The organism is Pseudomonas fluorescens, assembly GCF_902497785.1.
GTDB lineage: Bacteria > Pseudomonadota > Gammaproteobacteria > Pseudomonadales > Pseudomonadaceae > Aquipseudomonas > Aquipseudomonas fluorescens_BO.
Genome location: NZ_CABVHK010000009.1, coordinates 84,978 through 100,657, shown reverse-complemented (window position 1 = coordinate 100,657; position 15,680 = coordinate 84,978). Strand labels below are relative to the sequence as shown.

The 15,680-nt window shown below is 58.7% G+C and carries 16 protein-coding genes; 11 read left to right on the top strand and 5 right to left on the bottom strand.

Annotated elements, in window-relative coordinates; translation table 11 throughout:
- Positions 1 to 25 precede the first annotated feature (25 nt).
- Both F8N62_RS15105 and F8N62_RS15100 read left to right on the top strand, forming a co-directional pair.
- Positions 26 to 847: an SDR family NAD(P)-dependent oxidoreductase gene (locus F8N62_RS15105; protein WP_032904481.1), complete on the top strand. Its 822-nt coding sequence runs from the start codon at positions 26 to 28 to the stop codon at positions 845 to 847.
- Between the two features lie 97 nt (positions 848 to 944).
- Positions 945 to 2,549, top strand: coding sequence for a phytoene desaturase family protein (locus F8N62_RS15100; RefSeq protein WP_020300808.1), 1,605 nt, complete (start codon positions 945 to 947; stop codon positions 2,547 to 2,549).
- Between the two features lie 99 nt (positions 2,550 to 2,648).
- On the opposite strand, the gene F8N62_RS15095 is transcribed toward F8N62_RS15100, so the two are convergent.
- On the bottom strand, positions 2,649 to 3,314 hold the full coding sequence (locus F8N62_RS15095; RefSeq protein ID WP_020300807.1) for a TetR/AcrR family transcriptional regulator: 666 nt from the start codon (positions 3,312 to 3,314) through the stop codon (positions 2,649 to 2,651).
- Positions 3,315 to 3,496: 182 nt separating this feature from the next.
- Here F8N62_RS15095 and F8N62_RS15090 point away from each other — a divergent pair, with 182 nt between their 5' ends.
- The 5 genes from F8N62_RS15090 (at position 3,497) to F8N62_RS15065 (ending at position 8,520) form a co-directional block, all read left to right on the top strand.
- Positions 3,497 to 4,774 carry a cytochrome P450 gene (locus F8N62_RS15090; protein WP_020300806.1) on the top strand — a complete coding sequence of 426 codons (1,278 nt, stop codon included), beginning with the start codon at positions 3,497 to 3,499 and terminating at the stop codon, positions 4,772 to 4,774.
- Between the two features lie 51 nt (positions 4,775 to 4,825).
- Entirely contained in the window at positions 4,826 to 5,857 is a 1,032-nt protein-coding gene (locus F8N62_RS15085) for a hypothetical protein (RefSeq protein ID WP_020300805.1), read from the top strand.
- Positions 5,858 to 6,023: 166 nt separating this feature from the next.
- Entirely contained in the window at positions 6,024 to 6,812 is a 789-nt protein-coding gene (locus F8N62_RS15075; RefSeq protein ID WP_020300804.1) for an SDR family NAD(P)-dependent oxidoreductase, read from the top strand.
- Positions 6,813 to 6,844: 32 nt separating this feature from the next.
- Positions 6,845 to 8,146 (top strand): MFS transporter, encoded by a 1,302-nt coding sequence (locus tag F8N62_RS15070; protein WP_057005043.1) that lies wholly within the window; start codon positions 6,845 to 6,847, stop codon positions 8,144 to 8,146.
- Between the two features lie 23 nt (positions 8,147 to 8,169).
- The gene (locus F8N62_RS15065; protein WP_020300802.1) at positions 8,170 to 8,520 is read left to right on the top strand and encodes a nuclear transport factor 2 family protein; all 351 of its coding nucleotides are present in this window, start codon (positions 8,170 to 8,172) and stop codon (positions 8,518 to 8,520) included.
- Positions 8,521 to 8,563: 43 nt separating this feature from the next.
- On the opposite strand, the gene F8N62_RS15060 is transcribed toward F8N62_RS15065, so the two are convergent.
- From F8N62_RS15060 to F8N62_RS15045, 4 genes are all read right to left on the bottom strand, one after another.
- The gene (locus tag F8N62_RS15060; protein WP_020300801.1) at positions 8,564 to 9,397 is read right to left on the bottom strand and encodes an oxidoreductase; all 834 of its coding nucleotides are present in this window, start codon (positions 9,395 to 9,397) and stop codon (positions 8,564 to 8,566) included.
- Positions 9,398 to 9,482: 85 nt separating this feature from the next.
- On the bottom strand, positions 9,483 to 10,718 hold the full coding sequence (locus F8N62_RS15055; RefSeq protein ID WP_020300800.1) for an NAD(P)/FAD-dependent oxidoreductase: 1,236 nt from the start codon (positions 10,716 to 10,718) through the stop codon (positions 9,483 to 9,485).
- Positions 10,719 to 10,738: 20 nt separating this feature from the next.
- The gene (locus F8N62_RS15050; RefSeq protein ID WP_020300799.1) at positions 10,739 to 11,059 is read right to left on the bottom strand and encodes a 2Fe-2S iron-sulfur cluster-binding protein; all 321 of its coding nucleotides are present in this window, start codon (positions 11,057 to 11,059) and stop codon (positions 10,739 to 10,741) included.
- A 27-nt stretch (positions 11,060 to 11,086) separates the two neighbouring features.
- Positions 11,087 to 12,349 carry an MFS transporter gene (locus tag F8N62_RS15045; RefSeq protein WP_150709209.1) on the bottom strand — a complete coding sequence of 421 codons (1,263 nt, stop codon included), beginning with the start codon at positions 12,347 to 12,349 and terminating at the stop codon, positions 11,087 to 11,089.
- A 361-nt stretch (positions 12,350 to 12,710) separates the two neighbouring features.
- On the opposite strand from F8N62_RS15045, the gene F8N62_RS15040 reads away from it, so the two are divergent.
- From F8N62_RS15040 to F8N62_RS15025, 4 genes are all read left to right on the top strand, one after another.
- The gene (locus F8N62_RS15040) at positions 12,711 to 12,947 is read left to right on the top strand and encodes a ferredoxin (protein WP_020300797.1); all 237 of its coding nucleotides are present in this window, start codon (positions 12,711 to 12,713) and stop codon (positions 12,945 to 12,947) included.
- A gap of 52 nt (positions 12,948 to 12,999) precedes the next feature.
- A complete protein-coding gene (locus tag F8N62_RS15035) occupies positions 13,000 to 13,758 on the top strand; it encodes an SDR family NAD(P)-dependent oxidoreductase (protein WP_020300796.1) in 759 nt (252 codons plus the stop codon).
- A gap of 66 nt (positions 13,759 to 13,824) precedes the next feature.
- The gene (locus F8N62_RS15030) at positions 13,825 to 14,775 is read left to right on the top strand and encodes a VOC family protein (RefSeq protein ID WP_032904513.1); all 951 of its coding nucleotides are present in this window, start codon (positions 13,825 to 13,827) and stop codon (positions 14,773 to 14,775) included.
- Between the two features lies 1 nt (position 14,776).
- Positions 14,777 to 15,661, top strand: coding sequence for a fumarylacetoacetate hydrolase family protein (locus tag F8N62_RS15025; protein WP_020300794.1), 885 nt, complete (start codon positions 14,777 to 14,779; stop codon positions 15,659 to 15,661).
- Positions 15,662 to 15,680 lie beyond the last annotated feature (19 nt).

Genomic DNA, 15,680 nt, shown 5'->3' with positions numbered 1-15,680 from the left:
CACTCAAAACAATAAGGAACAGAGCATGAGCACAGGAAAACTGGCAGGACGAGTGGCCATTATTACCGGCTCCGGTGGCGGCCTGGGCGCTGAGTGCGCACGGGTGCTGGCGTCGCATGGTGCAAGTATTGCGGTGGTCGATATCAATTTCGAGGGGGCCACAGCTGTGGCCCAGTCACTCCTCGCCGAGGGGCATCAAGCCTTGGCGATCGCCACCGACGTCTCCTCGGAAGACGCCGTGCGCGCGATGGTTGCTCAGGTTAAACAGCATTTCGGCCGTATCGACATTCTGCACAACAACGCGGCGATCCTGAACGCCGAGCAACGTCAGCTAGACCGCGATTTCGTCAACCTCGACATGCAGGCCTGGGACCGCGCCATCGCCGTCAACCTGCGTGGCGCGGTGCTGTGCACCAAGCATGTGATTCCGGTCATGCTGGAGAACGGCAAGGGCTCGATTATCTTCGCCACCTCGGGTCTGGGCATGCAGGGCGATATGTCCCTGACCGGCTACGCCACCTCCAAGGCGGGGCTGATGATGCTGCCGCGCATGGTCGCCTCGCAATACGGCAAACAAGGCATTCGCGGCAACGCCGTGCAGATCGGCCTGGCGCCTTCGGAACACGCCATGCCTGAACCCTTGCTCGACATCCTGCGCGACAACCACTGCACTGCCGAGCTGGGCACGCCTCGGCAGATTGCCGATGTGGTGGCGTTCCTGGCCAGTGACGAATCCTCATTTGTCACGGGCACCACGCTGGTCGCTGATGGTGGTTTCAGCAGCCACACCCCCTCCCTGGTGGCGATGCGCGCGCTGTTTGCGCAGATGGGCCGCACCGGCATGTAACCCTTGCCCGGCGCATCCCGTGCGGTGCGCCGCGGCTGATCTTTGCCGCCATAGCCGCCGCGCGCCGCTGTGGTTGAACTCGACTTGGAATTAATTGATGAACCAGAACCAAAATGCGAGCACTACGGATTTTGATGTGATCATCGTCGGCGGTGGCACCAATGGCCTTTCGGCTGGCTGCTACCTGGGCCTGGAAGGCAAGAAGGTGCTGGTTCTGGAGGCATTGGACAAGGTCGGCGGGATGGCCTCCTCGGGTTACCTGATACCCGAAGCGCCGCAGCATCTGGTTCATCCCTGTGCCCTGGACATGATGTCGATGCGCGTGCATTCCCATGTGCCAGCGGAGCTGGGACTTGATCGACACGGTTTCAAATCGATAGAGCTTGCGCCGGGGTATGTGTACTTGCATCCGGATGGCCAATCTCTGATCTTCTGGCGCGATCGCGAGAAAACCGCCGCCGAGATCCGCCGGTTCAGCAGCAAGGATGCCGAGGCGTTTCTGCAGTTCATGAAAGTCATCGACATGTTCCTCGATATCGCGCTGCCGATGATGCGTGTCGACCCGGCCAAAACAAACCTCGGCGTGAAGCTGAAAATGCTTGGCACCGCCATCAAACACAAAGCGCTGAAACCCGAGCTGATGGCGCTGATGACAGGCTCCGCGTTGCAGGCGGCACGTGAGCGCTTCGAGCATCCGGTGACCATTTCCGCGATGTGTGCACTCACTGGGCTGGCAGGGGATATCAGCGCCGATGGCGGTGGCATCTATTACGCCTTGCTCGGTTTCCTTCATCGTTTTGGCGTGGGCCGGGTATTGGGTGGCATGCAGCAGTTGAGCAATGCCATGCAGACTCGACTGGAAGAGCTGGGCGGGCAAGTGCTGGTGTCGGCCAGCGTCAGTGAAATCGTTGCCAGGGACGGTCTGATCAAAGGCGTGAAACTGGCTGATGGTCGTCAGTTCACCGCACGTGCGGTCATTGCCGGCTGCCACCCCAAGCCGGCGTTGGACATGGTTACCCGTGGTGAAATCCCTCAACACCTGCTGACCCGTATCGCCATGGCACCTGCTAACGGCAGAGGGTCGGGACCATTGAAGGTGGATGTTGCCCTGCGTGGGCAGATTTCTTTGCCGCGTTTTGCTGCCATTCGCGGCGATGGCGTGGATTTGCGTAAAACCGTCATGCTGATCGGCACCGAAGAAGCCGTGCTGGAAAACTTCGCCGCCTGCGCCCGTGGTGAAGTACCGAAGTTGCCCTATATCACCGTGGCCGCACCCAGTGCGGCCGACCCTTCACAAGCGCCAACCGGGCAGGATGTGTTGTACATCTATCCGCCGGTGATGCCGGTGAATCCCAATGAAGGTTGGGACGCGCTGCGTGAGCGGGTGGCCGACCAGGTGCAGGAACAGCTGTATGACTACATCGATGGGATCGAGGGGCAGGTGATTGGCCGACATATCGAGGCTGCTCCGGATTTTACTGCGCGCTTGAACACGGTGAATGGCTGCGTGGTGCATATCGACACCACCTCGATGCGCTCGAGCACCATGCGCCCGGCGTACGGTTTGGGAGGCGATACCTTGCCGGTGGCGGGACTGTATTTAGGGAGTGCCGGCATTCATCCGGGCGGTGGGGTAAACGGCATGGCCGGGCGGTTGGCGGCCAAGCGGGTGAGCAAGTATTTGCGTAAAAAGGCTGACTGAAGCGGGTCGCTGATTCCAAGCCCCTAAGCAACCCCCCCCTGTGGGAACAAGCCTGCTTCCACAGGGAAAGCTCATTGGGCGAGAGTGTGTGAACGGTGCTTAAACGCCGTCGACGTTTTTTTCTGCGCCCAGCGAAATACTCGCCAGCACAAAATCCGCCGAGTACTGACGCCAGGTGGCCATGCCTTGCTCCGAGTCCGTATCCAGCCCGGCAAGTGCCGACATCGAATAGCGGTTGGTGAACCAGCCAGTAGTCACCAGCGAAGCGCTGGCCAACAACAGGCGCGGGTTGATGTCTGCGCGAAAATCACCACTGGCCGCACCCCGCAACAAAATCGCGTCGAGCTTGGCGATCAGCTTCGGTGCCATTTCCAGAAAATGGTTGCGAGGTGTTTCGTGGGTGTCATGGTAGCGAATGCCTTCCAGCGCCAGGCTGCCGAGGAAGGGGTCCAGACGGTACTGGTCAAAAAAATGATTGAGCACGGCGCGCATCGCCACTGGCGGTGAAAGCTCTTCGACATTGAGGTTGACCAGCTCGGACATGATGTTGTCCGAAGACTCATCCAGTACCGCTACAAACAGGCCTTCCTTGGAGTTGTAGTAGTGGTAGACCAGCTGTTTGGTAACGCCGGCTTCCCGGGCAATTTCTTCCACGCGCGCACCGGCCAGGCCTTTTCTGGCGAACTCCACGCGCGCTGCCGCGAGCAGGCGATTCATCGTATTGCGTTTGCCCTGTTCGCCACCTTCTCCTGCCTTTACCGCCACCTCGTCCTCCTCATGCCAGTTTTGGCCAGGTTATTCACACCTTGAAGCATTTCCCCGGGGGCCTTCGTTTGACCCCAAGTCAAACGAAGCGGACTACCGGCGCAGACACAACCACATACCATGGGTCGGCAGCCGGACAATCTTGGTGTGCAAGAAGAATAAAAACAAGACAGGAGCTCCTGATGAGCAACGAAAGCGCAGCACTGGACCTGGCAACCGCATACTCCGCTGTGTCGGAAATGTATCGGGGCACCGACCTGGATATTCACGCGGTGTGCCGCGAGCAACGGCTGAAATCGCCCATCTATGAAGGCGACTTCATCACCCAGTTTGGCGTGCCGACGAATGCCGGCACCCAGCAGGGCACTCGCCCGACCTTCGCCTTGTTCAAATACCAGGATGTAATGACTGTCCTGCGCGATGGTGCGACCTATACCAGCGGTTTTATTGCCGAAGGTCTTGGCGCGTTTTTCGATGGTTTGATCATTCTTGCCATGGACGGTGACGAGCACCGTAAGGTGCGCGCCTTGCTGCAACCGGCCTTTATGCCGGAGACCGTGAACAAGTGGCGCCCGCAGATCGATCAAGTGATTCGCGAGGAGTACATCCAGCCGATGTTGCCGGCAAAGAAGGCCGACTTGATGAAGTTCGGCCTCGAGCTGCCGATTCGCGTCATGTACGCTTTGATGGGCTTCCCCTCGGATGAGCCCTCCAAGTACAAGCAATACGCCGCGTGGGCCTTGGCCATTGTCGGCGGCAACCAGATTGACCCGAGCAAAATGGTTGAAGCGCGACGTCAGGCCGGCATCGCTGTCAAAGGTCTGTACGACGCGCTTGCCGAGGTGGTGGTGCAACGTCGTGCCGAGGGCAGCCAGGGCGATGATGTGGTCGGGCGTTTGCTGCGCGCGGAGTACGAAGGGCGCACGCTGGATGACCACGAGGTGATCACCTTCACTCGCTCGCTTTTGCCAGCCGCGGGCGAAACCACCACGCGCATGTTTGGCTCGGTAATGACTTTGCTCTTGACCACGCCCGGCTTGCTGGAACGCGTCAAGGCCGACCGCTCATTGATCGGCAAGCTGATGGACGAAACCACGCGCTTTGAACCCGTGGCCACTTTCAAGGTGCGCGAAACCGCCCGGGAAGTGGAATTTCACGGCGTGAAAATCCCCAAGGGTTCGTTCGTCCAGTGCATGGTGGTGTCCGCCAACCGCGACGAAGATGCGTTTGAAAACCCTGAGGTATTCGACATTGATCGCAAGCCAAAACCCTCCTTTGGTTTTGGCTTCGGCCCGCACATGTGTATCGGTCAGTTCGTCGCCAAAGTGGAAATCAGCTGCGCTGTCAACGCCATCCTCGACCTCTTTCCCAACTTGCGACTCGACCCGAGCCAACCCGTCCCGCAGATCGGCGGAGCGCAATTGCGAGGCGTGTCCACGCTCCCGGTGATCTGGGACTGAATCACGCTGTAATCCCGTTTCCCTGCCTCAACAAAAACAACAGAGGGCATCATGAGAACGTTTAAAACCATTCCAGAACGCGGTGATTTCGGCTTTCAACAACTGGTTGGGCCGCACAAGGTCACCGGCGCTTCGATGTCAGCCGAACGCGGCTTCTTCGGCCTGCACCTGAGCAAAAGTTCGCCGTTCGGTTCTGTGCGCGATGAGCAAGGCAACATTTACTCATTCGTACGGTCGCTGATGGCGCCCAATGGCACCCCCAACCCAACCAAGTTCTTCTACCTGAACAATCACGTCGATAACGTCAACCTGCGCATGGACCACGAAAAAATGGCCCGCCAGGCGCTGACACCACTGCCGGTACACAGCCTGGAAGGCGATGTCGCACGTTGGGCCAGCCACCCGGGCGAACCCGGCAACTCTTGGGAGATCACCGCCAGCAGCGAACGCCTGACCTGGAAGGAAGAAGGCCTGTTTCACCTCGAAGGCCGACTGCTTGGCCCAGGTTTGCAGTGGTACCTGCCAGGCGTGGAATGGGGCACCTTTTATGTTTCGCAGTTGTGGGATATCGCCGGTGTCTGCGAGGGGCGTCCGGTGAAAGGCGCCATGGCGCTGGACCAGTTCTACATGGCCGAAGGCGGCGCCATTCACTTCAAGAAAGACTTGGTGGTGAACAACAACAAGCATGTGATCTGGTGGTCCTTCGTCACCGTTTATAAAGATGGCACCTGGGATACCGGCTCTTTCATGGTCGGTCACGACCACTTGGGCTACGCCATTTTCAACAATGAAAAAGGCGAGGTTCGGGTCACCACCGATATCGAAGGAAACACCGAACACAAGGACGGAAGCTACTTCCTCAAATCCGCGAAAATCGTGCTGGAAGGCAAGGAAGAGTGGGAGTTTTTGCCTGATGAGAAGGGCGAGATGATCGACTTCGTCGGTGGCTTCCCGATCACTGCGCAGCAGGAAGGCCGTTGGCGTCGGGTTGGCGATACCCGTGAGCCTTCACACTGGCTGGGCTGGGGTGAATCGGACCGGCGTAATGGCTCGGCCCGCAATGTGCCAGGCAAAGACCTGTAAACAGTTGACCGAAACCTTTACCCCTGTAGGAGCTGCCGAAGGCTGCGATCTTTTGACTTTGACTTTTGAAGGCAAGATCAAAAGATCGCAGCCTTCGGCAGCTCCTACAGGGGAGCGTACGCGTTGTATCAGTAGCCTCCACCAATAACAACAATGAGGAATCACGATGAAATTCCGCGACAAAGTCGTGCTGGTCACCGGTGCAGGTCGAGGCATGGGTCGCGCCATTGCCCTGGCCTATGCCCGAGAAGGCGCCAAGGTGGTGGTGTCGGCACGCACCGCTCGATACGGTGAAGAAACGATCGCACAGATCAAGGCCCTGGGCGCGCAAGCCTGCCTGGTCGGTGGCGACATCGCCGACCGCGAGGCGATCAAGTCAATGGTGCAAGATGGTGTAGAGCACTTTGGTGGCCTGGACATCGTGGTGCATTGCGCTGCCGATACCAGTCACGGGCTGATCGCCGAAATGGCCGATGATACGTTTGATCACATCGTTCGCAGCAATATTCAATCGTTGTTCTGGTTGGCCAAGGACTGCGCACCTTATCTGTCGAAAGCAGCCGACAAAGGCCGGCTGATTTTCATCTCGTCCGGCGAAGCCAACCGCAAATACACCCCTCGCCTGATTGCCTATGGTTCCAGCAAAGCCTTCATGAATGCCTTCGCCCGCGGCCTGGCGGTGGAATTCGGTGCCATGAATATTCTGGTCAACGTCGTCGAGCCCGGACTGATCGGCACTGATCACATGCTCGAAACCCTGGGCAATGAACTGCCGCATAAACTCGCTGCACATTTCCCGGTAGGGCGTCTGGGCGAGTCCGCCGACATTGCCAACGCCGTGCTGTTTCTGACCTCCAACGAGGCTTCCTATATCACTGGCACTTCGCTGCTGGTGGATGGCGGCGCCACCATGATCGCGCTGCCCAAGGTCGAAGAAATCCTCAAGGGCCATTAATCAACCCGCACGTCCGCGATGGGAGTCAGGTCATGACATCGGATACACGCAGTAGCAACACCACGGCCCACGCCGGCAATGATTTTTCCGAGTTCAAGCGCGGCTGGCGCGTGGTTGTCCTGGGCCTGTTTGGCATCTGCACCAGTATTACCGCTGCGTTGCTGTACGCCTTCGGCACCCTGGTGATTCCGCTGGAACAGGCGTTCGGCTGGAGCCGGGGCGACTTGCAGGCCTCCATCACCTTTCTGTTCGCCGGTGTGGCGATTTCCACGCAACTGGTCGGCTGGCTGTACCGTCGGTTCGGGCTGCGCCGGGTAGCGATTGTTTCGATCGTGCTGCAGATCGTCGGTTACTTTGCGATCACGCGGATTGAGGGTTCGATCGGCTGGTTGTACCTGGCGTTTTTCAGCATGCCGATCATTTGTGCCGGAACCATTGCGATCACCTGGACGCAACTGGTCAACCTCTGGTTCGAGCGTAACCGTGGTTTGGCGCTGGCCGTGATTCTGTGTGGCACCGGGCTGATGGCGATGATTCTGCCACCGCTGTTGTCGCGGCTGATTGCCGCCTACGGTTGGCAAGCCGGGTTTATTGCGCTGGGGGCGATGCCTTTGTTGTTTACGTTGCCCTTGTCATTGATGTGGCTGCGCATGCCGGCGCTGCTCGCCAGTCCTGACGCGACAACGCAGAAGGAACTTCCGGAGCTGTCCGGCATGTCCTTCAAACAAGCAGTGCGCTCAGGGATGTACTGGGGCTTTAACGTTGCATTGATATTGTCGGTGTCGTTGACCGTCGGCATGGTCACCAACATGGTGCCGATGCTGCAAAGCAAGGGCCTGAGTGCGCAGCAAGCCAGTCAGATCTTCAGTACCTTTGGTATTTCCATCATCGGCGGGCGCTTGTTGGTGGGTTATCTGCTGGACCGCTATTCACCTTCAGTAGTGGCCGCCGTGAGCCTGGCGCTACCCGCATTGGGCTGCGCGATCTTTCTCTTTGGCGGGGCGCAAAACACACCGTTGCTGGTGCTGGCGACCCTGTGCATCGGCGCCAGTGCCGGAGCTGAGTTCGATCTGGCGGCATTCCTGATGGCGCGCTATTTCGGCTTGAAAGACTACGCGCGGATATTTGGTCTGCACCTGTGCCTGATCACCATTGTCTCCGGTCTGGTACCCATGCTGTTCGGCCATCTCTATGACCTGTACGGCAGCTATTCCGCTGTGCTGGTGTGCTGTTTCTGCTGCGCCATTGTCGGCCCGACCATTCTGCTGTGGTTGAGAATGGAGCCAAAATTCCTCGCCCGTCAGCAAAACCTCCAGCTACGACCACATGCCTGAACCCACTTGAGGATGAACGTGAAATGAGCATGGACAAACACACCATCGAGCACTTTCTGCACGGGCAGATCGACTGCTGGAACCGGGGCGACAAAGACGGCTTTTTCGCTCACTACCGCAGCGTCTCGGCCAACGGCTTGAGTATCGAATACGTCGGCAAGCCCCAGGCCGATGCCTGGCAGGTACTGGAAGGCATGTGGGCGCAGCAGCAACCGAAGATTCGCGTTGAAGTGCGCCAGTGCATCGTCAATGGCAATGAAGCGGCGTGCCATCACCTGAACGCCTTTCGCGAGCAGGAAGGCGGTATCGAGACGATCGAGTTGTATCGGTTTGAAGAAGGAAAGTTGTCCGTACGTTACTTCATCAACCAGTAATCGTTGCGCACAGCCTTGTCAGAAAGGCTGTGCGCGTCGTCGCCTAGACGCCATCGGTGGAATGGGACAGCTGCTGCCATTGCTCGATTTCCGCGAGCATCCTGTTGAGCTTGTCGCTGACCTGCTGATAAGCGTCTGAACCCGCCAGGTAACGCAACGGTGGATGTTCGCTGTTGGCCAGGAGCACCAGCGCATCGCCCAGTTTAGCCGGGTTGCCGGTTTGCTGATGGTTGTAGGCGGCCGAAGCGCCTTTGACCTTGGCGGTGAATGCAGCGTAATCCTCCAACCCGCGTGTACCGAAGACCGCGGAGCTGGGGTCGAGAAAGTCGGTACGGAAAACCCCGGGCTCCACCAGCGTGACCTTGATCCCGAACTGCGCCACTTCCTGGGCCAGGGATTCGGAAAAACCTTCCACAGCAAATTTAGACGCGCAGTACAGCGCCGCACCACCCATCCCGACCATGCCACCCATTGAAGACACGTTGAACACCCGGCCACTGCGTTGCTGACGCATGACAGGCAGCACGGCGCGGCAGACGTTGAACACACCGAACACATTGGTCGCGAACTGCTGGTCGGCGTCGCTGGCGAAATTGTCTTCAAACGGCGCCAGTTGTCCATAACCGGCGTTGTTGACCAGCACATCGATTCGGCCAAAACGCGCCACGGCAGTTTCTACGGCAGCCAGTGCCTGGGCTTCGTCGGTCACATCCAGGGCCACTGCCAGCACGCGTTCGCCGTACTCGGCAAAGACAATTTCCAGCGGTTCGATACGCCGGGCGCTGACCACCACGCTGTCACCATCAGCCAATGCGGCTTTGGCAATGGCAGCACCCAAGCCTCGGGCCGCACCGGTAATAAACCAGACTTTGTTCATTGCATCGCTCCAGTCGTTGTGCAAAAAAATGCCGCGTCAGCTTTAAGGCGGGCGCGGCAGCGGGTGTGAAAGATCAGTACGACGTTCAGTCGCGGTTGGCCGCTTCCCAAGCTTTCAGATCGAACCCGTCAGTGGCGGCCTCAACTGCCGTCAGCTTGGGCGCGCGAGCAAGAATCTTGCGCGCCGCCATGTGATCGCCCATGCGATTGCAGGACTCCACGGCCACCAGACGGTCATTGCGGAAACACAGCACAGACGCTTGATGTTCTTCGACTGAACCGAGCACGACGGTACTGTCATAGCCATGCGAGAGTCCGGCGATCTGCAGTTTCAAGTTGCCTTGATCGGTCCAGAACCAGGGCAGGGCGCTATAAGGTGCCGGTTTACCCATCAAGCGTGCAGCCACTGTGCGGGCCTGGTCGATGGCGTTCTGCACCGACTCGAGGCGGGTGTGTAACTCATTGTTTTGCAGGCACGGGAAGCTGGCGACATCGCCTACCGCGGAAATTTGCGGGTCAGAGGTCAGCAGGCTGGCGTCCACCTTGATGCCGTTCTCGATGTCCAGACCGGCTTCAGTCGCCAGCTGCGCATTGGGAATCACACCGATACCAAACACCACCAGGTCAGCAGGGAGTGCACGTCCGTCACCGGTTTGTACCGCGCACACCTTGCCGTTATCGCCGTCGATGCGGCTTAAACCCTGGCGGAAGTCAAAATGGACGCCCCACGCTTCATGGGCCTGGCGAAACAATTCCGACATTTCCCGCGACACGGCACGAGCCATGGGACGCTCGCCCAGCTCCAGTACGTGCACATTAGCCCCTAGGGCAGCGGCCACCGCCGCAAACTCGAGGCCGATAAACCCGGCTCCAATCACCACCACGTTGCGCGCTTCTTTCGCCAGCGGCGCCAGGGCGTCGGCATCGGCTTTGGTTTTGATACCGAACACTTGCGGCAACTCTGCGCCGGGAACCGGCAGGGGGCGGTTGTGGGCTCCGGTCGCCAGTACCAGATGGTCGTAACTGACAGCAGCACCCGAGGCTAACACCACGCGTCGGTTCAGGCGGTCGATCGCGGTCGCCTGGTCATGCAGCAGTTCAATGCGCTGGGTGGTGTAGAAATCAGCAGGACGAAACAGCAGATTGGTCGCCTGGATCTTGCCGAGCAGATAGGCTTTGGACAATGGCGGGCGCTGGTAGGGCAGGCCTGGCTCATCGCCGATCAGGGTGATGCGCCCGTCAAAGCCTTCCTGGCGCAGGGAGGCAGCGACCTGAAATCCGGCCTGGCCAGCACCGACGATAACGACTGAGGCGAGGGTCATGGGAACTCCTTCACGCGCATTCAGAATTGCGACGACGGCAGGTGCAAAACCATGCCGTCCATGTCTTCGCTGATGATCATTTGACAGCTCAAGCGGCTGCTGTCGCGACGTTCGAAAGCGTACTCGAGCATGTCGTTCTCCATGCCTTCCGCCGCTTGCACCTTGCCCAGCCAGGCCTCGTCGACATAGGTGTGACAGGTGGCGCAACTGCAGGCACCACCGCAGTCGGCAGAAATACCCGGCACCGAGGCGAAGGTCGCGGCTTGCATCACCGACTGGCCGATGTCGCCTTTGACTTGATGGGCGGTGCCGTTGTGTTCAATAAATGTCAATGTGGGCATGTTCTGCTCCGATTCTTGTTAGGGGGCTCAGGATTGGCTGGGAATGGTTTGCACGTTGAAGTGCGGCACTCGCCCAAGGGTCAGTAGCAACAGCGGACCGATCAGGCAGCAGGCGGCGCTATAAACCAGCATGGCGTTATACGATCCGGTGCGCGCCAGCATGTACGCAAAGAGCAACGGCGCCAGCGCCGAAGCCACGGTATTGAGGCCCTGATGCACGCCGAACAGGCGGCCGTATTCGCGCAAGCCGAAGTAGCGGGCAATCAGGAACGCGGCAATATCGAACTCCGCCCCGGCGCCAAAACCAACCAGCACCGCCGCCAGCATGAGCGGGGCAAATTCGGTGGTCGGGCTCAGGTAGATGAAACAACCGATAGCGGGCAGCACCAGGCTGATCGCAGACACAATCGGCGGCCACAGACGATCGAGCAGATAGCCGATAAGCATGCGGCCGAAGATCAGCGAAATACCAAAGCAGCTGAAAATGGTGGCCGCGTCCCCCGCGGATAGGCCTCGGGCTTGCAGCATGGGTACGGTGCTGGTGACCATGCCGACAATCGAAGAAATCACCAGGCTGAGCGCCAGGTTACAGGTCCAGAATTTCAGCGAGCCCATGCCTTCACGAAAAGACATGCCGGGCAATTGCTCCAGCGCACGCCCGCCGTCACGGTGACCGGCAACAGAGGGTAGTTTGAACCACAGCAGAATCAGCGGCAGCAGCACCAACAGATTGAGCAGCGCGAGAATCACGAAGGCCGCGCGCCAGTCCCATTGCTCGATGCCCCAGGCCATCAGCCGGGGAATGATGGCGGCAGTGACACCAGTCCCGGACAGACCAATGGCGAGCGCCAGGCCGCGATTGCTGTCGAACCAAAGACTGATCAGCTGGGTCCAGGTTACGGCCAGCGCGCCCATGCCGACGATGGGCAGCAGTGCAAAGGCGATGTACATCGACCAGATCGATTGGGTCAGCTGCGTGGTTGCCAGGTAACCGAGTGACAACAACAGCAGGGAAATAACGGTAACGCGCTTCATGCCGTAGCGCAGGTTGAACCAACCCACCAACTGCAATGACACCACCGCGCCGCCAAACAGAAAGGTGATGCAGGCTTGCAGCTCACTTTTGCTCCAGCCAAAGGCATCGCCGAGCGGCACGACCAGTGTGCCGAAACCATAGAGCAGGGCGGCGTTGATGCTGATGGCCACTCCGGCGACCGACAAAATCAGGATTTTCCAGCTTTGGCGGAATTCGCGCAGATCGATTGCCGCTTTGTTTCTAGACGGGTGCATGGAGTTGGCTTCCTTATAGGTTTTGTTGAGCCAAGCACTGCTACAAGTGGTGATGTGAATCACCGCCAGCAGATTCTTTGAACAGAATCTGGTTTTTTAATCAGAATAAAATCAGAAATTCGGCTTTGTCCAGCGCAGCTATCTGACTAACGGACAAACGAATTTCATGCGTTGCACCCACGGTTGAATCACTCTGAAGCCAGCCGTGTTCAACATCCTGCTGCGATTCCCTTTTTTTAAGCCAAGGCAATGATCAGGGACAGCGGATGAGCCTCAGCATATCCGCGTTAAAAATTAATTGCACATAAAATAAATAAGTGTTCATAATTTGCAAAAGCTGAACCTGATAAAGGAGAAAAAAATGAGTTCAGAAAAAGCGCAGTTCAAAGCGGTGGCCGACCGAAGCCGCTGCTGTGGTTATGGTTTGTGTGCTGCGATTTGCCCCAGCCTGTACAAGCTTGATGCCGATGGCATGGTGTACCTCGACGATGCCCGCGTGCCGCCGGAGTTGGAGGAGGAGGCTCGTGAGGGTGCAGCCGCTTGCCCCGCGGAGGCCATCTGGCTTGAGCCCATCACCCCGGATGACGAAGCCGTTTGATGGCGTGAGCGCCTGCCGCAAACGTGATAACCACTGAGGTGAGGATGTGCTAATGGGTCGATTACCAAACAAGGTCGCGCTGATAACCGGTACAGGCGGCGGCCAGGGCAGGGCTGCGGCGCTACGTTTTGCCCGTGAAGGGGCGATTGTGGTCGGTTGCGATTTCAATGCCGAAGGTCACGAGGAGACTGCAGCGTTGATGCAGGCCGAGGGTTTTACCCTGTACGGCTCGGCACCCGTGGACCTGGGTGATCATGAACAGGCCAAGGCCTGGATCGATGCCGCCGTGGCTGAACACGGGCGCATCGACATCCTGTACAACAACGCTTCCGCCGCACGCTTCGGGCTGGTCAGCGAGCTGTCGATCGAAGATTGGCAGTACACCATGCGCAACGAAATCGACCTGCTGTTCTATACCACCAAATATGCATGGCACCACTTGGCCGAACAGCGCGGAGTGATCATCAATGTATCGTCCACCGCTGCATGGGGTGGCTCGAAAGTGGCCGGCATTTCCGCGCATTCGGCTGCAAAGGGCGCTGTGGTGTCCTTCACTCGCCAGTTGGCGGTAGAAGGGGCGCCGTTCGGTATACGTGCGGTCAGTTTGAGCCCGGGATTTGTCGCGACGCCTGGCACCCGGCCTTTTCTGGAAGACCCCAAAATGCGCGCCATGCTGCTGGATGGCGTATTGATGGATCGCCCCGGCGAACCCGAGGAAGTGGTGGCAATGGCGGTCTTTGTCGCCTCGGATGAGGCTTCATTCATTACCGGTTCGGACTTCGTCATCGATGGCGGGTTACTCGCGATCTAGCACGCGCGGCGCCCTGGCATGGGCTACCGGCACCCTTTCATCTCGAACAATAACAAGGTGAATAACGTGGACATCATCGGTATCGGTTACATGGGCTTTGAGACCCCCAATCTCCAAGCGTGGCGTGAGTACGGCCCTCAGGTGATGGGTTTTGGCATAGGCAAGAACCCCGAGAGTGATCCCGATTCGCTGTACTTCAAGATCGATGATCGTCGGCATCGCTTCGCTTTTCATCCTGGCAAGGTAGACCGCATTGTCTACATCGGTTGGGAAGCGGTGGGGCGCATGGCGTTCGAGGACGGCATCAAGAAGCTGGCAGCCGCCAATGTCGACTTCACTCGCGGTGATGCTGAGCTGTGCGAAAAGCGTGGCGTGCGTGAATTAGTGCGTTTTCGTGACCCGGTGGGGTATCAGCACGAATTGTTTTACGGGCAAAAATGGCTGCCGCGCTCGTTCCAGCCGGGCCGCCCGCACAGTGGTTTCCTTGCCGACGAACGGGGTGCGGGTCATGTGGTGCTGATCACCCCGGACTACACTCCGGAACTGGAAGACTTCCTGCTTAATGTCATGGGTTTCAGCTGGTATGGCGCTGGTGCGGGCAAGGGACGAACCGGTTTCTTCCGCTCCAAACTCAACCATCACACCAGCCATGACATCGCTTATGGTCACGGACCGGGTCGCATGGGCGTGCAGCATGTCGGGCTGTTTGTACGCAACGTGCGTGATGTCGGTGAGACCTACGACATCGTGCGTCAGCGTGAACTGCCGATGATGATGACCCTCGGCCAACATGCCCAGGACCCCCATCTGTCGTTCTACCATTTCAATCCGTCCGGGTTCGCCTTCGAGACCATTGCTGAAATCGAGCCATGGCAAGGCGATCCCTATGAGCTGAATCCAGAAAAACTCAGCCTGTGGGGCCACGAAATGGTCGGGCCAATTCTCGGCGCCAGCGTCAAGACGCCGGAAGAAGTGCTCGACGCCGAGTACCTGCCGACCTACTTGGCCAAGCGCTGACATGCGTCTGGCGCGGGTCGAAGTTGCCGGGCAAGCGTTCTGGGCGTTGCTGAATGCGCAAGCTGATTGCTTTCGGCGAATTAATGCTCCTTTCGCCCACTGGGCCGGGCTAGGGGCGGATCTTGCGCCAGACGCCCTCGACCCGAGTGGCGAATGGTTGCCGTTGTCGGCTGCGCGCCTGCTTGCGCCATTGGAACCCGGTAGCCGGGTTTTTGGTGTGGGCCTCAATTACCTCAGCCACCTCAAGCGCCTTGGCAGTGATTCTCCGGCGCACCCGTTGGCGTACATGAAACCGGAGTCAGCGCTGGTTGGTGCCTATGACGAGATCGATTATTCGCCGCTGACCACCCAGCTTGATTACGAGGTGGAACTGGTCGCCGTAGTGGGCCGCCCGTTGCTGGATGAACCGCATGCCAGCGACTGCCTGCTGGGGTATACGGTGGGCAATGACATAAGTGCGCGCGATGCCGGCAAGCAGATTGGTCGTCTGGACCTGTTGACCCAGAAAGCCATGGACCGCACCACACCGGTAGGTCCATGGATCGTGACCGCGGACGAACTGGGTGTAACGGGGCAACCGGCTTTAGATATGCGCCTGAGCGTTAACTATGAACTGCGCCAGCAGGACAATACCCGGCAGATGATTTTTCCCCTGGATGAGTTGCTCAATTATCTGGATGCACGCATCAGTCTGCGTCCTGGCGACCTGGTGTTTACCGGATCCACCCACGGCGTAGGACTGGAAAGCGGGCGTTTTTTACGGCCGGGTGATCGGGTCGAGGCTGAGATTGCAGGTATCGGTCGACAGAGCAATACCATCGCTGCGCCACGCCAACTCATCCCCGCCCGTGCGGCGGGGCGACTGGGTCAGCCGCTGGACAAGTAATCCCTGAAACTGACTGGCG